Here is a 20,174-nt window from a genome sequence, read left to right on the forward strand (position 1 = left end):
CTATCATCCATAATTTAGAGGGTCATTGGGGCTGCATGGTGATTTCCACTATGTCGCTAGAGCTTACATTCGGAAACGCCGTACTATAATGATCGATCGCCCTTACCCTGTACCTGAGCGTCTTACCGTCAGCTTCCAGTCCGGTGTGGGTAAATTCCGTTTCTAACGCTCTCATTAGTTCTTTGTTGACTCCTCCCGGGGGGACCGGATTCAGCAATTCCAAAACATACTCCCTCATTCCGTAAACCGATTCGGATGCAGTCCAGCTTATTTTCACCTCGGTGTCAGAGATCTGCTCAACGGTCAGTGTAGGCTTTGTAGGTGGGACTTTTAGAGTCATGAAAGCACTCACGGCAGATTGACCTCCAGCATTATCGACTGCCAGTACCCTTATCTTGCGTACGATGCCCATTTTAAAATAATCGGTGAAGATAAATTCATTTGTTGTTGCTTCTACCGTCATAAGCTGTCCCGCTCCGCCGTCTACATCCCACACCTCCAACATGTATTTGGCAATCCCTACATCTGATGTCGCCGGATCCCAGCTTATTTTCATCGCGCCGTTAGCCAGCGGCTCCGATTTCAAACCCGTTGGGGTTGTAGGCGGGCCGGCAGGTGCTACATTTTCCGCCATTGTTATCTGTACTACGGCACTATAATCAGCAGACATATTTCCGGCAGTATCGATTGCCTTCACCCTGAACCTGCGTGTCATACCGGGTTGCAGTCCGCTGAGGATATACGCATTCGTTGTCGATTTTATCGTTTCCAGCACTCCCCCCGGAGGATTCTGGTTCAGCACTTCCAGGCTATACCCGGCAATTTCGAAATCTTCATAAACGGTAGAAGGGTCCCAGCTTATATAAACCTGGTTGGCGGAGGTTTGCTTAACCTTCAAACCCGTCACCGTTGAGGGTGGATTCATGGTTACGCGTGCGTAAGCACTATAGTTAACCGATTTATTTCCGCCGGTATCGATTGCCTTTACCCTGTACCTGCGTTCCATGCCGGGTTCCATACCGGTGTCGATATATTCATTTGTCGTAGTGATGACCGATCCAAGCACTCCCCCTACGCTCTCCCGGTTCAGCATTTCCAACTGATATCCTGTAACTCCTGTATTATCTGCGGGTATATCCCAGGTTACCTTCACGGTGGTGGTACCGGGGATGTGTACAGCTTTCAAGTTCTTCACATCCGCAGGCGGGAGATAATCCAACTCCGTATTGACCTGCCAAAGCATGGCAGGACCCATGATCCCCCCGGTACCCAGTTCATCTATGTCTTCATTGCGCACATCAACGACAATGACATTGGGCTCGCCAAATTTAACCGCCGGCGTAGCGTCGAATTCCCAAGGTTTTGTCAAACCCGTCCCCTTCTGCACCAATGACAGCTCTTCGCCGTTTATCCAAACCCTGGCTGTCTCATCGATACTGCTGAACCAAAGCCGAATCGGTTTTCCTGTGTCAAATTCCTCGGCGATATCTATCGTTGTCCGGTACCAGGCATGTCCCTTGTAATAACGAAGCCCTTGGGCGGACCAGGTCTTTGAATAGGTTTTCAGCTTCCCCCAGGATTCTGTTCCCAAGCCAGGTTTCCAAAGCCCCAGGTCAACGCCGGATGCATTTGGGAACAGCTTGACATTCCATTCATCCGGCAACTCAGCAACAATTTGGTTCCCATTGCTGACTCGTTGTTTTCCTCCGTTTACCATTCTGTCAAAAAACCACTCTACATAGGTATAAGCTTTATAGCTGCTTAAAATGGCCGGGGAGTGAAGAACGGCCTGTTCCCTGAAATCATAAACGTTATTAAGCTTTTCCTTTGCCGCATCAAAATGAAAAAGATTGAACTGTTCAAGCATTTCAAGAAAGTTTTCACTGAAACCGTTAGCGATGCTGATCATATCAATCCGTTTGGCATATACCGAATCCGATGCCACCTTCGCCTTTGCTTCCCCAAGTGTTCTTGCCAATTCTTGCATGACTTCATCGGTCAAAATGTGTTGGAAATCATAAATGTTTCCGGCGGAATAATCCGCTCTTGCAAAAGCATTTTCCAAGATTTCAAAATGCTCCTTCATCGGCGATGCCGCAGGTCCATAAAACGTTGTAAAGTAGTCCTCCCGCAAAGCTTCCACGTCCAGATCGGGGTTCCACATCATCTTGGCCGCCAGATAAAGTCCCAGGCCTCCATACCCCCACTCCGGCGTAGTCTCGGCGCGTATGCCTATAACTCCATGTTCTTTGAAGTACTTGTACTCTGTACCTACTCTTTCTGCCAGCGAAACAGGCAGGCCCGGATCGGCAGGGTTATACAGATAGTCGTAAATCATTACCGTGGGACTTACTTCATTCCAGCCATCAATAACTTCTTTTAGATAGTTGCGCTCCCATGCAAGCGGATTTCCGATGCTGTGTATCCGATCCAGAGTGAGGGAAGCAATCATCGGTACAATTCGTTGATTTGGCGTCCACCGTACCGGCGGATTATAGTAAGTGTTATAAGCGTAGAAAACAATTTTCACATCTTGATAGCCTTCTTTTTCAAGTTCCTCCAAAACAAGATTAAAAAACTTTATATAACGATCCGTCGTCGATAATGCTCCTGTTAATACATCCCTATCATCCCCATCCCATTCAGGGTCAGGCTTGAGTACCACCACATGCCCATCGCTTGGTCCTATACTCAGATATTCAAGGTTGGGATTTTTCTGCATTTTTGCAAGCGACTCTGCTACAACCATATCCAGCACCTCCGGCTTCGTCACGTCGAGGTGTAACGAAGGTGTTCCGTCGGCGTTGGGCAGATACAGATCCGCTCGCGTTGATCTCGATGGAGGGGCGCTCAACAATTCATGCGCACCTACTGTCTTTTGATTAAGGCGCATATGCTCGACCCAGGGTGTAGCCTCTTCGAGATTGCTCCCCATCGGCATACCGGCAGCCCATAAGTATGGCGTGGTAGCTTGAAAAAAACGGAAAGAAAGACCCGCGTGCTGGATGGTGTCCTGATAGTTAACCTCAATCGTTTCCAGCTCCGGAACGACAGTTCCGATATCGCCAGGCATAAACCACCGTACGCCAATTTGCTCGAGGAGCTCGTAAACGGCATAAAGGCTTCCTTTGTCGCGGTCGTCCAACCCTACCAGGTTAATGGCTCCCTCCTCTACATGTAGCCGGAATGAGTCGGGTTCATCTCCCTCCGCCCGGATCGCGGCCTTCGCTGTATCAAGGTCTGGGGCAGCACTTCCAATATAGATCTTGATTCCGTCCAGGCCGATCGAATTGCTCACGACAGGCAGCTCAACTTCGGATATTTGTTTGATGTAGTCTTTGAGTTCCTGCGCGGCCTTCTGTTCCTGTTCGGTTGCGCTTTGCGACAAGATGATCGTGGACCGTGATTCTCCGTTCTCGACCAATGCGAGCTTAGGACCCGTATCATTCGGCACTGCGTTCAAAGCATCCATGCCAATCTCCTCAGGCAAACCGGTTGAGCCATTTTCCGCCAAAACCGAGGGAACTACGGAAAACAACAGCATAATAATCATCCCCCATACAAGAAAGCGCTTTCCTATCACATTAATCATCTCCTTCTAATCGTGATTTGAGTGAGCAAAATTGGACGCAACAAAAGAAACCCACGTTCCGCATGAAAGCGTATCCGTTTTTTTCATGTAGAACGTGGGGGGAAAAGGATATCCGAGCAAACATCCTGCTACTTATTTTTTGTTTTCCATTTGGTCAATATAATCGTTCATTTCCTTCAGATACGTTTGACCGAACTTCGTATTCCAGTCCTGCAGCACCTCTTTGTACTCGGATGACTGCGCATCGCCGATAATGATTTTTGTCGTAACCTCGCTGAACTTTTTGTTAAAGTCGAGGTATGGCGGCGTCTTCGCAATGGCTGGCGTGTAATTGCGATCTTTGGACATCACGATTCTTTTTACGGCTTTCTCGATATTCGGCACAAGCTTCTGCTTCAGTTCCTCCGACATAGCAGGATTAATAAAGAACATGAAGTCATTGGCGCGGCGAACCATATTTTTGCGGACGAATGTCTCCAGCGGTGTCGCCGAGTAGACGCGCTGGTTGTTTTCCACCTTGTAGTCATGCCCTTCAATGCCGGTGTAGATGGAATCCCAACCTTCATCCGAAAGCATATAGTCAAATACGTCAACCACTCTTTGCGGGTCACTCGCGCTGCTTGTTACCGCCCAGAATCCCCATAAGCCCGTACCTTGCCCTAATCCCTTCATCTCGCCTTGCTCGTTCTTGACGAAAACATAGGCAAGCTCAAACTCCGGATTGATCTGTTTACCGGCATTCAGAAAAGTTTCGTAATGACCTGCAAACCCATCAATTACACCCGTTTTACCGCTTTGAAACTGTTCCAGAACTTTGCTTCCGTCGAGCGTAGGGCCATCCGGATCGATCACTCCTTCTTTGAACAGCTTGGCCGTCAGCTCCAAAGCCTTCGTGTATTTATCCGAGTTCAGATCGTATTGGGGATTCATATACTTGTACTCTCCCCCGTCGGACTCCTGCCAGCCGTAAAGTCCCTGCTCATTCTGGAAAACCGGTCTGATCGATTTGTCAGGCTGCGCGGCCCATCCATATCCGTACGTATCGTGTTTCCCGTTGCCGTCCGGATCTTCCTTCGAAAATTTGGTCATGATATCGAGCATTTGATCAAATGTAATCTCGTTATTATCCGGGATCTGGATATTCAATTTATCGAGCCAGTCTTTGCGGAACCAGTACCCGTCGGAACGGATTACGGTTGTACGCGGAATGCCGTAAACTTTGTCGTCGCCGTTTACGCGCAGAGCGTCCCAGGAAATGTCGTAGGAATAGTTCTGGATATTGTCGGCTTCATTCAAATATTCGTTGATCGGAATGATAACGCCATCCTTAACCGCTTTCAAAAACGAGGCATCGTCCGGACTTGGAAACCAGACGACATCGGCAAGATCGCCGGTTGTCAGCGATAATTGCAACCGCTCGGTATAACCAGTCGACGGCGGGATATCGAATTTGATCGCCGTATTCGTCGCTTCCTCGATTGATTGAACAAGCAGCTTGTCCGTTTCCGACAAGTTGGATGACGCGAACTCTCCCATAATCGTCATGTTTACTTTCGGTTTGGCGGTTTCCCCCGCTGCCCCCGACGTCGGCTTCGGGTCGTCGATTTCCGCCGGACCGCCTTTGTCTCCACACGCGGTAACTGCGACAAGCAGCACCGCAGCGCCCACGCAAGCTATTGCTTTTTTTAATTTCACCTTGATTCAGCCTCCCTTAATTATGTTTATCTATGACAGGGGCCGGAAGGAGTTATCCCTTGACGGACCCGAGCATAATCCCTTTGACGAAATAACGTTGCAGGAATGGATACACCGACAAAATCGGTAGAATGACGATCATGATCGTCGCGTATTTCAGCGTCTCCGGCATGACGTTCATATTGCCAATCTCGGCATTGTTGCCTCCTGCGGAAATTTGCAGCATTTTGGCTCCCTCGATGACCTCCCGCAGAAACAGCATGAGCGGCCAGTTCTCCACGCTGCGAATATAGATGATCGCCGAGAAAAAGCTGTTCCAATAACCGACTGCTGCGAACAACGTCAATGTCGCGATAATCGGCATCGAAAGCGGGACGACAATTTTAAATAAAATGTAGGGCTCTGAGGCTCCGTCGATTTTCGCGGCTTCCTCCAGCTCCTCCGGTATGTTCTGCATAAAATTGATCATCAGAATCAAGCTGAACGCGGAGAACAGCGTAGGAAACACGAGTGCAGCCAGCGTATCCACCATGCCGAGCGAGCGGATCAAATAAAAATTCGGAATGAGTCCGCCGTTGAACAGCATCGTGAAAATAACCAAATTGATCATAATCGCTCTGCCTTTCAGATGTACCTTGGAGAGCGGATAAGCAGTAATAATATACAGAAATATCCCAATTGCCACGCCGCTGATCGTAATCATGATCGTATTGAGATAGCTTCTTGCCAGCACGGGATGCGAAAGGATATCCTTATAGGCATCAAATGTGATGTCACTCGGCCATATGCGCATCGGGTTTTGCATATACGCGGTGTGCGAGCTGATCGAGACTGCGGCAACGTTCAGCAGAGGATACAGCATGACCATGCAGATCACGGATACAATCAGATAGACGGCGATGTCAAAAAGCTCGATTCTCTTGCGCAAGTTCCTTCACCTCCTACCATAATGACTTGCCGAACAGACGCGCAATCCGATTAGCCAGCACGATCATAATGAGTCCAACTACCGATTTAAACAAACCGACCGCAGCCGTAAAAGCGAGCCTTCCTTCCAGCAGCCCCACCCTGTACGTGTACGTTTCAAACACATCGGCCACTTTGTACGTGGCGGGATTGTACAACAGGAAAATTTGCTCGAAACCGATATCCAGAATGCTTCCGACCCGCAAAATCAAAATGATTATGATCGTCGACGCGATGCTAGGAAGCGAAATATACCATATTTTTTGCAGCCGGTTGGCTCCGTCAATTGTGGCCGCTTCGTAAAACGACGGGTCGATGGTCGTCAGCGCGGCCAAATAAATGATCGTTCCCCAACCAAGCTCCTTCCATATTTCTGCGGAAATGAGAATCGTCCGGAAATATTCCGGCTTGAGCAGGAAATGAATCGGCTCCCCGCCAAAATCGACAATCAACCGGTTGACCCAGCCTGACGACGGGGACAACATATTAATAACGATGCCGGCAATGACAACCCATGATATGAAGTGCGGCAAATACAGCACCGTTTGCGCAAATTTTTTAAACAGCAGACTGCGTATTTCGTTGAGCAAAATGGCCAGCAGAATCGGCGCCGGAAATCCGAACAACACCTGATAAAAGCTGATGACGAGCGAATTTCGCAAAATCATGAAAAAATCGTCCGACTGGAACAGATAACGAAAATTTTCGAAGCCGATCCAGTCGCTTCCCGTTATGCCTTTAATCAAATTGAAATCCTGGAACGCAATAATAATTCCGAACATGGGAACGTACTTGAAAATAAACAGATAAAGAAATCCCGGTATAAGCAACAGATACAGCCATTTGTTTTTTCTCATGTAGAGCCAGACGGAACTGGCTTTGCCGTTATTCATCCACATTCTCCTCCCGAGGACGCTGCCGCAAAGCAATTACTCGCAAACGATTTCAACCACTCGCGCATGGTCCAATCCATTCGTCGCGATGACCTCCAGACGCAGCGTCTTCAGATTTTTCAGCATTGTCGGCAAATGAACCATTCGCTCGTAATTATCCTTAAAATGAGCCACTTCCTTTCTTCCATCTTCGTCCTGCGCAATCAACTTGAATTCCTTCAGCGTCTCGGCTTGCGGCCGTCCCCACTGCATATGCTTCTGGAGCACGTCCAGATGGCATAACATAAGCAATCGGTGCAGCCCGGTATCAAGGACGATTGTAATCCGGGAAACCGTTACCGGCTCCGCCCACTCAAGCTCCAGCCACGGACTGTCGTCTCCCGGCTCCGACATCCAGCGATGCGTGCCCGCCGTCGTCAAGTCGGGACGTACTCCCTTCTCTCCGTGTACCGCGCGAGTATGCCCATTCACCACATTACTGCATTTTCCTTGCTTTTGCTCGGACGATGCGGAAATTCGAGCAAGCTGCGCGAGATTTCCTTCCAACATACGGCCCGGTAAAAACGCGCCCTGCCGCAATAATTGCTGCTGCGCCTCCTTCACGACACCGCTTTCACGAAATGCCAACTCTAGCGGCAGATTGCGTTTTACCGCCGTTGCCGCGAATGTGCCAAGCCCTTCTCCCATGACCGCACAAGTCGCCATTACCCTCGTGCTGGAGAAGGCGATATGAGTAGCCGACAAATTGCGGCCCGCGAACATCAGATTCGCAATATTGTTGCTTATCATCGAGCGCAGCGGAATACTATACAAATATGGAGTAAATGGCTGATTGCAAGGCTCTTCGTTTTTCGCATCGATGCCCTGAGGCGGATGCGTATCCATCGACCAACCGCCGTAAGCGATTACATCGTCGAAATCGACAGCCTGCTGAATATCGTTTTGGGTCAGGACATGCTGACCGATAAAACGTCTGGACTCTCTTTTGCCTGGCAGAAAACCGAACCAGTCCAGCGCCCAATTGGCGGAATCCGGGTGATTGCCGCTGTTTTTGATGTGATCCCATACCCCGAGCATAATCGCCAGCAATTCGTCGCGAATATGTTCATTATGCTTGATCGTATCCAGCGTCCCTCCGAATTCCACCCACCAATAACCGAACTCCCAAGCATTGTGGTCTCTAAACTGCAAATCCTCCTCCGTAAACTTGCGAGCCCACGGCGGTGGAACAAAAGGCATCGGGCGGCCCATATCCCTCGAGGTAAATAAGAGGGAGGATCCCAGCCGGTATGCGTCTCTATTCAGATTCGCGCCGGATTCATTAAATTCATGAGCCGCTTCGCGACCGGTCGTAAACGCGGCGCCCGCTTCAAACCCCAGCCTGCCGTCGCCCGTACAATCCGCGTAAATGGCAGCATGAATCGTAAATCGGTCTTCCGTGCTCTCTCTAACCGCATGAACGGCAAGGATTCGGGAATCCTCGACATCGGCTCCGACAACCGCCGTGTTCAACAGCAGCGTCAAATTCGGTTCGGCGCGGCATTTCTCATACAGGATCAAATCCAGCATGCTCGCGCTTCGTTGCGGATTTCGTACAGAGCATTCCAACATAATTTCCTCAATGATACCGCTTTCTCTTCTTTCCGCTTCCAATATCGTTCCGATGGTTGAAGCGCCGGATATATTCATGCGAATCTCCGACGAGGCGTTCCCGCCCAGTACGGAGCGATCCTGACACAATATAACGCGCGCGCCATTGCGTGCTGCCGCTAATGCGGCTGCTACTCCCGTCATCCCTCCGCCGGCGATCAAAACATCCGTATCCCATATTTTCGTATCCGTCTGTCCCATCACTTATTGACTCCTTTGCTTGCTATACTATATCTTTAATTCAATGATACTATCTTTTAATATCGTATTTGAATTCATAAAATTTACTTTTCATATCCAAAATTTCATCCAATCGACGAGGTGAACCAAGATGCCCGCAGCCTTGCCCGAGCTCATATGGCATAACTATTGGATCAAAAAAGATAAATTTCTGATGGAAGCGGATAACTATGCGACGTGGGTGCTTTTCGCGGTGGAAGAAGGGAGTTTTGAATACCAGATCGGAGAAGATTACGGAGTTGCGGAGTTCGGAGACGTGGTCGTGTGCCCGCCTCAAATTACTTTTCATCGGAATGTGCTGACGCCTTTATCCTTTCATTCCCTTACGTTCCTGCTCCACGAAGGAGAATTGCAGCAGATTCAGCCCCTCCTTGCACAACGAAAAATCAGGCTGCCGCAAATCCGGCGACTGTCCGAAAATTACAGTGGTTTACGACAAACGGATCAGCAAATGTCCTACAATCCGAAAAGTCAAAAGCTGCGGCAGCATTATTTGATCGATATTTGGCTTATGATTACGCGGCAGGCGATGGAATCCCCTGACACCGATCTCATAGCGGGGCATGACGACTCCATGCGCGATGTCGCGGACTATCTGCACAAACATGCCCATGAAATGCTCGAAATCCGCGATGTCGCGCAGCAGTTCGGGATGACGCCCGTGAAGCTGATTCGCAAGTTCAAAAAGAGCTATGGCGTCAACCCGCTGCAATACTTAACGTCGTACCGGGTCAAGCATGCGTGCAGACTGCTCTTGACCACGGATTGGACGCTTGACGTCATTGCTGGAAATTGCGGCTACGAAAACGGCTTCTACCTCAGCCGCGTGTTCCGCAAAGCGATGGACATAAGCCCCTCCGAGTTCCGCAAGCAGAATCGGTATTAAGGACGAGCTGAAAAGGGCTAAAAATCAGCGGCAGTCTAGGATTCGTCCAAGATTGCCGCTGATTTTTAGCCCTATGTGGAATAGCCTCCGCCGCCAGTGTTTTTGTGAAGTCTTCAATTCCACCCTTGGCAGCAGCATACCTCGCTTATCCAATCAAGCAAGTATCGCGCCGTATTGTTTCCACATGCCTGGCGTACCTAAAGTCGTGCAGATGAATCCCGAATACCCGCCAGCAGTCACATTTTTGATCGTCACACGATCGCCAACTGCCCATCTGCCTGCCGTAGGAGCCGAATTAGTGCCTTCTACTACCAGGCTTTCCGGATAATAAGTCCCTTTGATTTGATTCACATTCACGTCGATAAATTTCATGCCCGCTCCATTCGAAGATGCTACGATGTAGGGGTTGGTTACAAGTCCAGTAAAGACATATGATCCTTCCGCTGGATTGCCTATTATCGTATCTTGTACAATGAGCTGGTCGATCTCATTGAGTAAATTGGATACGTTGAAGAAATAGGCTGTGTTATAGTTGCGAATGACATTACTAGAAAAATTCGCAAGCCCCCCTGTCCCCATTTCAATCGCGATGGCGATGCCGTTAATTTTATTTCCTTCAATGTGGAGCTCCTCAAGTCTCGTTGCTAAAATAGCAGTACCTGACTTGACGGGAGAATAAATGGTATTTCCGGTAATATACAATTTACCGGTTCCCCCTTCTTGATACAACGATTTGGCATATTGTATAGCCGTTGATATTTTCTTCGATCTTATTTGATTATTGGTCACATGGATAAATGAAGAGGCAGCCTTTTCCGCGCTGTTAGAAATATCCTTTAAAGAGATAAGCTCGGCGATTGGAAGTTGACCTGTCGGATTCCTGTCATTAACGATTGTGTTGTTATCGATCTTAATCGTAAAGGGAGAGGTGTAGGCATTCGTATCCCACTCCAAGGAAATCATTTGATTATTGGGCTCATGTAGGTCCAATACTTGGTTATTATTTTGATTCAAATATTTAAGTGCAAATGAAAAGCTGTTATTCACGATCGATACACTTGATCCATTTAAAATCTTTACACCATTCATAAAAATTTCTTCAAATATGTTGTCCGCAAGATGAACATGCTCACAATGGAAATTGGATAAAAATCCATAATAGGTTGGTAGAGACTGCTGACCGCCTACTGTGGATATGCCACCATCTCTTTTGCCATTGATAATATTACCTACGACAGTGACACCGGTGGCATTAACTGCTATAGCAGCATAAGCAGCTGCCCGAACCGTATTGCCCACAACGGCGATGTTGGAATTTTTGTCATCCAGATCAAATGCAATAGCTCTGCCGCCCATATCACTGACCACATTGTTGGCAACAGTCACATTCAACACATGCGTTCCGCCAGGGGTATCATTATCACCGTACCAATTATCGAAACAAATGCCATTCATCGACTTCTCTACGAAATTATTCGTAACGACGACATCTTTGCATTTGGATACGTAAATATTCCCCGAACCTTCTCCGTTGTAAGTAAAATAGCAATTGGTTATCACTACGTTCCTACACCCATAGACCGCGAGCGTAACGCCCTGACCCTCCATCACTCCAGGTACCGGAAAAGGATTGCCAACACCGTATACCCCTTCAATCCATAGGTTATCGATCGTAATATTCACTTTATCCTTCGCGGAAATTAAATTTACGCCGTTGGGATTCGTTGACATGAATATCTTGGAAGACCGAGTACCTTCTATCCGGGAATTATCCTGCAAAAACACGTAATCTGTTATTCTGTAGGAGGAGGGAGAGAAATAAATGTGTGAATACGAATTTATAGCCAACTGAATAGCCACTGTGTCGTCTGTCGTTCCGTCGCCTTTCGCTCCGAACCATTTGACATGGGCAGGTCCTTCGAAAATCCGTCTGAATCTGGCGCCGGAAGTCGATACGAGGATAATCCCCGTATTATCTGCGGAAGACGTATCGCTAGCATCGTAATAATAAGAACCTTCCTGATCGCGATCCTTCACGAAATAAATACGATCGGTTTCCGGGGTTGTTAGGGCTCTCAATTGTGCGATCGTAACCATCTTGCAGCACTCTGCATATGCCCCGTTTGCGTTTGCCTCAGGCAGTTTTCCTCCGAACGATCCCAAGAGCCATGCTCCTGCCGTGACCGCACCGGCCGCGCCAATACTGCCTAGTATTTTCCTTCTGCTAATCAATCTCCCTCCGGTATCTTGACTCCCCTCTTGTTCGGACTGCAGATAATCTTGATTGTCTTCTCTCATCTAACATCCTCCTCATTGTTCATTGTTCATTTTGCATTCAACGAGAAAATCCGAAACGATATCCGGAGATCGAAAAGGTACCTGATTATTTCTCGATTTGCGGTATATCTTTGCTCTCATACACGAGTTCTTTGTCCGACGTTAATTCCTTCGCACTGTTCTTAAACTCCTTCAGCGTGCGGCCGAATGCCCTTCCTAATTCGGGCAATTTACTTGGACCGAACAAAAGCAATGCTACAAAAACTATGACGATCAAGCCTGTCGTTCCGATTCCTGCCATTATGCTCCCTCCTTTCCGAATGATTTACTACGTATACTGCTGATAGGTCATTCGTCCAATCCGGCAACTGAATATCCGTTTTTCAGCGATCAACCACAATCATGTGGTCACCACCACCTTTCCTGAAACTACATGGACTATCGGTGCTTGACCCGTTCCGAAAGGAACGAAGTGGTAGTGATCACTCCAGGTTACGTCCGGCGGATTATAAGCAAAAATGTGATCCTCCCATCCACTCTTCCCTTTAAAGCTACTGGGCCCAACGAAGGAAGGGTTCCCGTCGACATGATGATGCGGTCCTAACAAATTACGCAATCCGCTTGTTAGCCGAAGCGTCACAACGTTATTTCCTTCCCTTAGGTATGGTGTTAACCGGAACAAATAGGGCTCCCAAGCGCGTGAGCCTAGCTGCTGACCGTTCACATCCAGCCCAATTACGGTTGCCTGAGGGGATGCCAGCTCCAAATAGATTTCTTCCTCATCATCGCCGGCCGCATAAGGAAGGTTCGTCTTGATCTCGACTTCCCCGGCATAAAACCAGAAACCCTGCGAGGTCAAATCTTCTGGCTTAACCTTGTTCTGCTGTGGAGCAATGATGAAATGCTGCGTCCGACAAACGTGCACTAGATTCGTATCCTGAAAGCTGCTGCTGCCCGGAATAACCGCGAATTCCCCCGTCACATAGATGCACTCCAGCTCCGTCGCTTGGAAATACCGGTTCGTTTCCGTCTCGAATACATCGTCTTCATCCGAATAACTATGGTCGGATTCCCCGGATCGGAAAGTACGATGGATGATTAATTCGTTAATGCCGTGCTTCAGTCCCGAAGGAAGCTTGATCGACAGCATCGCCGGATCCAGCCATTCGTGCGTATCATCGACAAATAACGGATTACCGTTCAAATAAAGGGTGCATTCCTCCGCATCCTCTAGAACTATACGGAGAGAATGCCCTAGGTCGAAATCTTCCTGAATGTGGACCTCGTAGCGAAGTTGGATTTCCACTTGCCGGCGTAGCTCGGTTAGCTGTTCCTGAAGTCGTAGATGATGAATTCGTTCGCTCCATTGCTCCGATTCGTGTAATCGATATTGGCAGTAATCGAGCACTAGCCTATTATCGAGCGGCGTTGTCAGCTCCCATGTATCCGTGAGGGCTATGGTCGTCCTAGAAGAATAGTGCGCATAGGGTGTGGGGATGACCTCCTGAGAACGATGCAACACGCCTGGTCCTCCCTCTGCTTCAAGGTGAACGGGAACAACGACTAGCAATGCGGACCCTCCTCCTTCCATGTCCAAGCGCACTAACGATTGATCGTCTTCATAAGTGACGGCGAGATCCGTTGCATCATCGTTGCCGATAGTAATAAGGCTGATCCGGTATGTGCCCTTCCACTGCAACATTCCCGACCATTGCCTGTGCTTCTCCCGGTTATACAGGAAATAGATGCTTGTTTCCCCGTCATGTCTTTCATTAGCATATAAAATATCGTCCAGCGCTCCGCTGCCGTTATAGATTGTCAGCTGTCGCAGCTCTTCGGGAAGTACGGCTTCCAGCGCTTTTCTTATCGGCATGACTTGGCGGATATGCTCTCTGCACCACAGCTTCAGCTCCGGTGACGGCGAACCCGCGATTCGCGCAGGACTTTCCCCTGCACTAATAATCGTTCCGCCTTGTTCGCGGAATTGCTTGAGAATGGCAAACGTTGCAGGCTCTATGGATAGCAACGAGGGCAAAATGACTGCGCGATAGCCCATCTCGCCGATCCGCAGCGTACCCTCGTTAACTCCACCATACTTCTGAAGCAGATGCTCATCACCGTAATCGAATTGAACCTTCATCGAAGCCAGAAGCTCTGTCAACTCTCCCAGGCGCCGATCCAATTCCCAGATCTCCCGGGGATTTCCAGAATCATGTACGCACCAAGCACTGGTCAACGGATGCAACACAAGCACATTAGATGCGGCTTGGCCGCGGGTAATCCAGCGATGGGCTTCCTCCGCATAATTCGTATATAACGTATAATCCTTCCACCACGGCTGGTGATAAGACAAGGACGGAGGGTAATCGCGCTTTCTTCTCCCCCGCAGCGAATAGGCGGCCAAGTGCTGACATTGGACATTAACCCCCATGCTGTAATGCCAGTCGGCTATATATTTCAAATCGCGAAAGCTCACACTCCAACCGCTGCATCCGAACATTTCCGACAGCACTTGTTTTTTGCCCAACTGATTAGCTACACTCGCAACCTGCTTCAGAATGACCGGTCTAGTCGTCCGATTGCCTAAATGATCAATACCGGGCATATGCATCCATTCGTACTTGCGCATGACGTCCCCGACTGCCGTCATTTGAAATTTCAGCGTATCCTCGCATGCGAAGTGTCCGGTGAAGCAAAGACGATTCTCGTCGCACCACATTCCGACTTGCTCGGCATAAGACTTCACAAACAAGCTGGATATCGTCTGCCAGTAATCATGTTTGACGGGCATCGCATCTTCGCAGCCAACCAGCAGATCCGGCAGGATTGACAACAAGTCATACCCTTGCAATTGAGCAAAATAAGGAGCAATCGCCTCCGACCATGGATATTTGCCGGCCGCATACTGCGGCTCATCCGTGAATATACCGCGAATAGTCTTGCCGAAATCTTCGGAAAAATTTTTCTTATATACTTCGTGAGTCGAATCGATGAACAGACGGACGGTCTGAGGGTTAAGCAGATCGCTGTAATAGGAATTGCAGTTATAATAGACATGGAGCAGTTCCTCGTTTGCCTGCAGCGATTCTGGACGACTCACGATCGTCCAGCGTCCCCCATCCTGCTTGCGGTACAAAGCGATGGTCCGGGGGCCTGGCGCCGCCAAACCTGCAGCAATCCATTCGTATTCCAGCCATTTCTGTTGGTGCCGCTCCCCTGTCCGCGGTACTTTCCCGCCGCAAAATCCGCTCGGCCAAGCATCTTCGTCATACAGCCATATTTCCATGTCATATTGGCGAGCATAGTCGACGCAAATTCCGACCGCCGCAAGCCAGTCTTCTCCCATATATTCGGTTTGCAGCCCGCCCCTGGCATGCAGGAATACGCCGTGCATGCCGGCTTTGCGAAACTGCTCCAGCTGTCCGATCAGTTTTTCCGGTTCCAGCTTATCGTTCCAGGACCAGAACGATAAGCAGCCTTTTGTCCACGTCTCCCTGTTTTTCAACATTCGTATGGCGCCTCCTGAGCCGACAGCGCCACCTTAAATTTCAGTTCTCGACGGGGAGCAGTCAAACTCAGCGTATTCGCGCTCAAGCTTCCGCTCCACTCCGTTGCCTGACCATCCATGCTTAACGCTTCTACCGCTTGTATTACGTACTCGTCTTTCGTAAATAAATGTAAGGACATTTCCTCGATCCCGGCAGGCAGGTGAATATCCACGTCAATCGTAGTCTGCGAACTTCTTTCCAAGCGGAACGAAAGCACTCCATTGAACGTAGCCATTCCGCTTACTTGCACGGCTTTGCCAACATCTAGCCAATCCGCAGGAATACAGGGCAGAAGATGAAGCGTATTTCCCTCCAATAAATATAGGGAGTTCAATATCATTTCCATGATCCGGCCATTCCCGCTGCCGTTCGGCTGCCAAGGCGACAACCATTGCAGCTGCGGACTGAATCGTTCATGTACGTGCATTGTATCTAGCGTCGTGGAATAAGCCATCGTCGCATAAAAGTAGCGCAGCGCTTTTTCCCGCTCGCCCCGCATGCTCCAGACGCGGTGCCATATTTTATCCGTATTGTTCACGTAATACAGATCAATCGGCGCTCCCGCCCATGCCTCCTGCAGCTCTCCTAACTCCGCATCCTCCATCCCCGGCAGCTTAACGGCAAACAAATCGCTCATGGCATAGCGCTTGCGCATCACGTATTCGATCTCCGGGACGATATCGTCCGAAGCATCGATAAGTCCCGTTTCCATTAAATATGTCGGGCCGTCTATCGCATACACGGCTGCCCTGACATCGGGCTTCGTGTACACTTCGTTGGATATCCACCTGACGTGCCTATCCTCGGGCAATTCGTAGGTTGCTTGCTTCACTGATGCAAGAATGCATTGCTTGTAATCGTTAGCCTCGGCTACATACTGGGCGGCAGCAGGATGGCCGATGTCGGCCAAGGCAGCAGCCATGAGGTCGAAGCCCTGCCACGTCGACGCGTTCGAGAGGAAGAAATAGCCTTTATCCGGCCAATCATGTACGCGCCCTTTGGGCAACAATCCGTAGTGGGCCACTTTAGAGCCGTCCTCTTCGTACACTTTAGTGGCATTGCGCTCCCTGCTCACCCAGTCGCAGGCTTTAAGAATGATGGACAGATTGGCTTCTAACCATTCCCGATCTTTGGTCATCAAATAATAATCCGCCAGCAATGCCAGAACCGATCCCGTCTCTCCCATCCAGAAAATATGCGCGCGGAACGAACCCTCAGGTGACATAATGTCGCCTGCAGGACCGATACTTCCAGCTTGCGTGCTTAAGAAGTATTGTAGCGTTTTCTTGACGGTATCCGTGGCTCCTAACCGGCTGAGTATCCGTAAATACACAGCTGCTTCCCATGTATACACAACCGTATAATCATTAAAACCGCCCTGCCCCGGAAGTGCCGAGCCATCATCCTGCTGGGCGATCAACTGCAGTGTATTCGTCTTGGCGGTATCGAAAATCGACTGAATCACCTGTTCAGGAACTTGGATCCCTGCCATTCCCGATAAGGCATCTCTCCAGATTTTCCTGGATTGCCAAATTGCGGATTGCTCATCCAGGAAAAGGTCATTCCCGCTTGCTTCAAGATTGCCTCTCTTGTGAACAAGCGTGTCGAAAATCTCGATCTGGATTTGCTTGGTCTCGCCCGGAGCAAGATTTATTTGGAATTTCAGGACGTTCCGGTAATGCCCGACTTCCGCTACATACTCCACGTGCGAGGAGGGATCGGTTTTGTAACGAAGGATGGTTTCGCCCTCCCCATCTATCAAGCAGCCGGACGCTTCATTGATCGCACGCTGTACTAAAGGCATTCCGCCAAACCAAGCCTCGGCCCTACTTTCGTAGGGCACATAGTCCTCATTCACATGTCGATAGAAATCGCGATGACTAGCCTCGACGTTCAGGAAATACCACTCGCCCGTTCTTGCTTGCGTCGGGTGCAGGTTCGTTACCGACAAATATTGATAGATGCGCAGGCTGCCATCCGACGCTTTTAACGTTAAACTAGTCACGTTATGATCGAAATCCGCTTGCTTGATCGAAGAACACAAAATCGGTTCCTGAGGCGACAACAGCGATTGCTCGACGCTTTGAAAATCAAGAAACTGCGGCTCCGCTCCCTGCTCCTCGCCGATAAAGAAACCGTGTCCACGCCGCAAATCCCCTCTACGGCCAAGCGCGTCTTTGATCAATAAGGTGAAATCCGGCCGAACTTCAACCAAGGTGTCTGACAAAGGTGGATGGATATAAACGCGTTTAGATCGGGTTCGCGGGTACAGTCCTGAAATCCGGTTCCAACTGGATTCGGTTTGACGGGAATCTGACACTAAAAAAACAACTCCTTCTATTAAAATTCTCGAATGGTTAAGGGATGCTAGCTGCCTGCTAATGGCTATTCATTATCTGACCAACGGCAACGTAATTTTCCGGCCGCTCTCTATGGACTCATCGATAGCGAAACACGCCTCCATCGTTTGCATGGCATCGAAGAAATCACAGCGAGACCTGGTCTTCCCTTGAAGGGATATCATGAAATCATCGATTTCCTCAGCGAAGGGATGGTGCGAGACATCACCGCTATCCGGTAAGATCGTCGGAATTAAAGCGAAATCCGTCTGACCCGGCAGCTTGTGGCTGTACAGTTGATTGTTCATGATGGCGCCTTTTTCACCGAGCAGGTGAATGTTGAATTTGTATGTCGTCTTGCATTCCAGTGAAGAAGATACTTTGCCGATCCCACCGTTTCGGAGTTTTAATATCGCAATCGCGTTCGAATCAAACTCATATTCGGAATCCGCCCATGTCCGGCAGCTGTATGCGGTCACTTCTTCGATCTCTCCCGCGAAGTAACGGACAGCATCTACCGCATGACAGCCGGCAGATAGCATGCTGCTGCCTCCAAGCGCCTTCGTCTTGCTCCACCGATACTGCGGATAATGTGGACCAATGTTATGCCAGTAATCGATCTGCGCCATGAACACCCGACCGATTGCATCGTCATTGATCAACGCTTTCGTATTGTTGAACGAGGGGTTCCATCTGAGAACAAAACCGGCGATCGTATGCACCGGATTATCTTCAAGCGCCTTCGCAATCTCCCACAATTCTTCGCGATTCATAGCCAGCGGCTTCTCAAAGACGATATGTTTGCCATGACGCGCGGCCAGCACCGCTTGTTCCGGACGGATGCCGGGCGTGGAGCAGAGAACTACGGCATCCACTTGCGGATCCGCTACAGCATCCTCGTAGCGCTCGAATACGCGCGCATTTATGTTCAACTCCAAAAGTCTTTGCTGGGCATATGCCTGATGGGCGCTGACTACGGCATAAACCTCCGCGTCTTGGCGCGCATCAATCGCTTTCAAATACTCACCCGCTACCCAACCGGTTCCTACCACTGCGAATCGCAAGATTGACATGGAAACGCCTCCTCTTATTATGGTTGCTACAAAGATAACCCGGCTTGTTCGGCCGAAGAACGGTTCGCGGCCAGTGTAACCTTCAACGTCTGAAGCGCATCGGCATAATCGCATAAAATCGAGCTTTGATTTCCAGACTTCACGGCGTCGACCAACGTTCTGCACTGCTCATAGCCGGGATCCGATTGTGCCGTTACGCTTAAGCTCTGTTCGTTGTCGATCAGCGTTAAGTGGCTACCGTTTTGGCTTAAATGGACATAGAAATCAGGACCGAAAAACTTAATGTCCGAGCCGCCATAGAACGGCGACAAACAAGTTTCTGTAAGCGAGCCTACAGCCCCGCTGTCCATCAAGAAGTTGATGGCGCCGGCATCGGGAATCGTGCTTTCCGGCTCCATCTGATCAAAGGACACGCGCCCGAATGCAGCCTGAACCTCGCGGATCTCCCCGGCGAGATAACGGATCATATCGACCTGATGGGTGGCGGTGTCTACCAAATGACCGCCCGACATGTCCAACTGCTTCCACCACTTAGCGGGATGCGAGCCACCTATGCGGATGCCTTGAATGAGATGGGGGCGCCTTCCCTGCAAATATTGCTTCGCTTGTTGAACCGTATCATAGTAGCGCAACACATAACCCACCGCATGAATGATTCCCGTCTCGCGAATGATCTGCTCTTTCTGCCGAACCACCTCTGCATCAACCCCAAGCGGCTTCTCGACGAAGAACGGAATTCCACGGCGAGCCGCTACGACCTCCAGGTCTCCTCTGGCAAACTGCGGCGTACAAATAAATACGAGATCGATCCGTTGTTTATCCAACACTTGATCGGCGCTGTCCATCACCTCAGCTCCGGTCGCCTCGGCTGCCCGCCTTGCATTATCCGCATTCAGATCGAACACGCTGACGATCTTGGTATCTTCCATCTTCATAAGTACGCGAATGTGATCTTGGGCAATGCCGCCCACGCCAATAAATCCGATCCTGATGCTCATCTCTAGCTCCATCCCTC

The 20,174-nt window shown here is 49.5% G+C and carries 12 protein-coding genes; 1 reads left to right on the top strand and 11 read right to left on the bottom strand.

Going from position 1 to position 20,174, the window contains the following annotated elements:
* Positions 1–22: 22 nt before the first annotated feature.
* The 5 genes from B1748_RS24740 to B1748_RS24760 all read right to left on the bottom strand — a co-directional run bounded on the left by B1748_RS24740 (position 23) and on the right by B1748_RS24760 (position 8,997).
* Complete coding sequence (locus B1748_RS24740; RefSeq protein WP_179215810.1) at positions 23–3,583, bottom strand: DUF4838 domain-containing protein; 3,561 nt, start codon at positions 3,581–3,583, stop codon at positions 23–25.
* A gap of 141 nt (positions 3,584–3,724) precedes the next feature.
* Complete coding sequence (locus B1748_RS24745) at positions 3,725–5,287, bottom strand: extracellular solute-binding protein (protein ID WP_087570625.1); 1,563 nt, start codon at positions 5,285–5,287, stop codon at positions 3,725–3,727.
* A 52-nt stretch (positions 5,288–5,339) separates the two neighbouring features.
* Entirely contained in the window at positions 5,340–6,215 is an 876-nt protein-coding gene (locus tag B1748_RS24750) for a carbohydrate ABC transporter permease (protein ID WP_214627492.1), read from the bottom strand.
* 13 nt (positions 6,216–6,228) lie between these two features.
* Positions 6,229–7,146: an ABC transporter permease gene (locus B1748_RS24755; RefSeq protein WP_256975905.1), complete on the bottom strand. Its 918-nt coding sequence runs from the start codon at positions 7,144–7,146 to the stop codon at positions 6,229–6,231.
* A 36-nt stretch (positions 7,147–7,182) separates the two neighbouring features.
* Entirely contained in the window at positions 7,183–8,997 is a 1,815-nt protein-coding gene (locus B1748_RS24760; protein ID WP_087570626.1) for an FAD-dependent oxidoreductase, read from the bottom strand.
* Positions 8,998–9,127: 130 nt separating this feature from the next.
* Here B1748_RS24760 and B1748_RS24765 point away from each other — a divergent pair, with 130 nt between their 5' ends.
* Positions 9,128–9,922 (top strand): helix-turn-helix domain-containing protein, encoded by a 795-nt coding sequence (locus tag B1748_RS24765; RefSeq protein WP_087570627.1) that lies wholly within the window; start codon positions 9,128–9,130, stop codon positions 9,920–9,922.
* Positions 9,923–10,075: 153 nt separating this feature from the next.
* On the opposite strand, the gene B1748_RS24770 is transcribed toward B1748_RS24765, so the two are convergent.
* From B1748_RS24770 to B1748_RS24795, 6 genes are all read right to left on the bottom strand, one after another.
* Positions 10,076–12,220, bottom strand: coding sequence for a right-handed parallel beta-helix repeat-containing protein (locus tag B1748_RS24770; RefSeq protein WP_087570628.1), 2,145 nt, complete (start codon positions 12,218–12,220; stop codon positions 10,076–10,078).
* 85 nt (positions 12,221–12,305) lie between these two features.
* Positions 12,306–12,500, bottom strand: a complete 195-nt coding sequence (locus B1748_RS24775; protein ID WP_087570629.1) for a twin-arginine translocase TatA/TatE family subunit — start codon at positions 12,498–12,500, stop codon at positions 12,306–12,308.
* Positions 12,501–12,599: 99 nt separating this feature from the next.
* Positions 12,600–15,707 (bottom strand): glycosyl hydrolase, encoded by a 3,108-nt coding sequence (locus B1748_RS24780; RefSeq protein WP_087570630.1) that lies wholly within the window; start codon positions 15,705–15,707, stop codon positions 12,600–12,602.
* Positions 15,701–18,067, bottom strand: a complete 2,367-nt coding sequence (locus B1748_RS24785) for a hypothetical protein (protein WP_143810381.1) — start codon at positions 18,065–18,067, stop codon at positions 15,701–15,703. The genes B1748_RS24780 and B1748_RS24785 overlap by 7 nt, the downstream gene beginning before the upstream one ends.
* A gap of 72 nt (positions 18,068–18,139) precedes the next feature.
* Complete coding sequence (locus tag B1748_RS24790; RefSeq protein WP_087570632.1) at positions 18,140–19,159, bottom strand: Gfo/Idh/MocA family protein; 1,020 nt, start codon at positions 19,157–19,159, stop codon at positions 18,140–18,142.
* Positions 19,160–19,185: 26 nt separating this feature from the next.
* Entirely contained in the window at positions 19,186–20,157 is a 972-nt protein-coding gene (locus tag B1748_RS24795) for a Gfo/Idh/MocA family protein (protein WP_179215811.1), read from the bottom strand.
* Positions 20,158–20,174: the final 17 nt, after the last annotated feature.

This window comes from Paenibacillus sp. MY03, assembly GCF_002165585.1.
Taxonomy (GTDB): Bacteria; Bacillota; Bacilli; order Paenibacillales; family Paenibacillaceae; genus Pristimantibacillus; species Pristimantibacillus agaridevorans.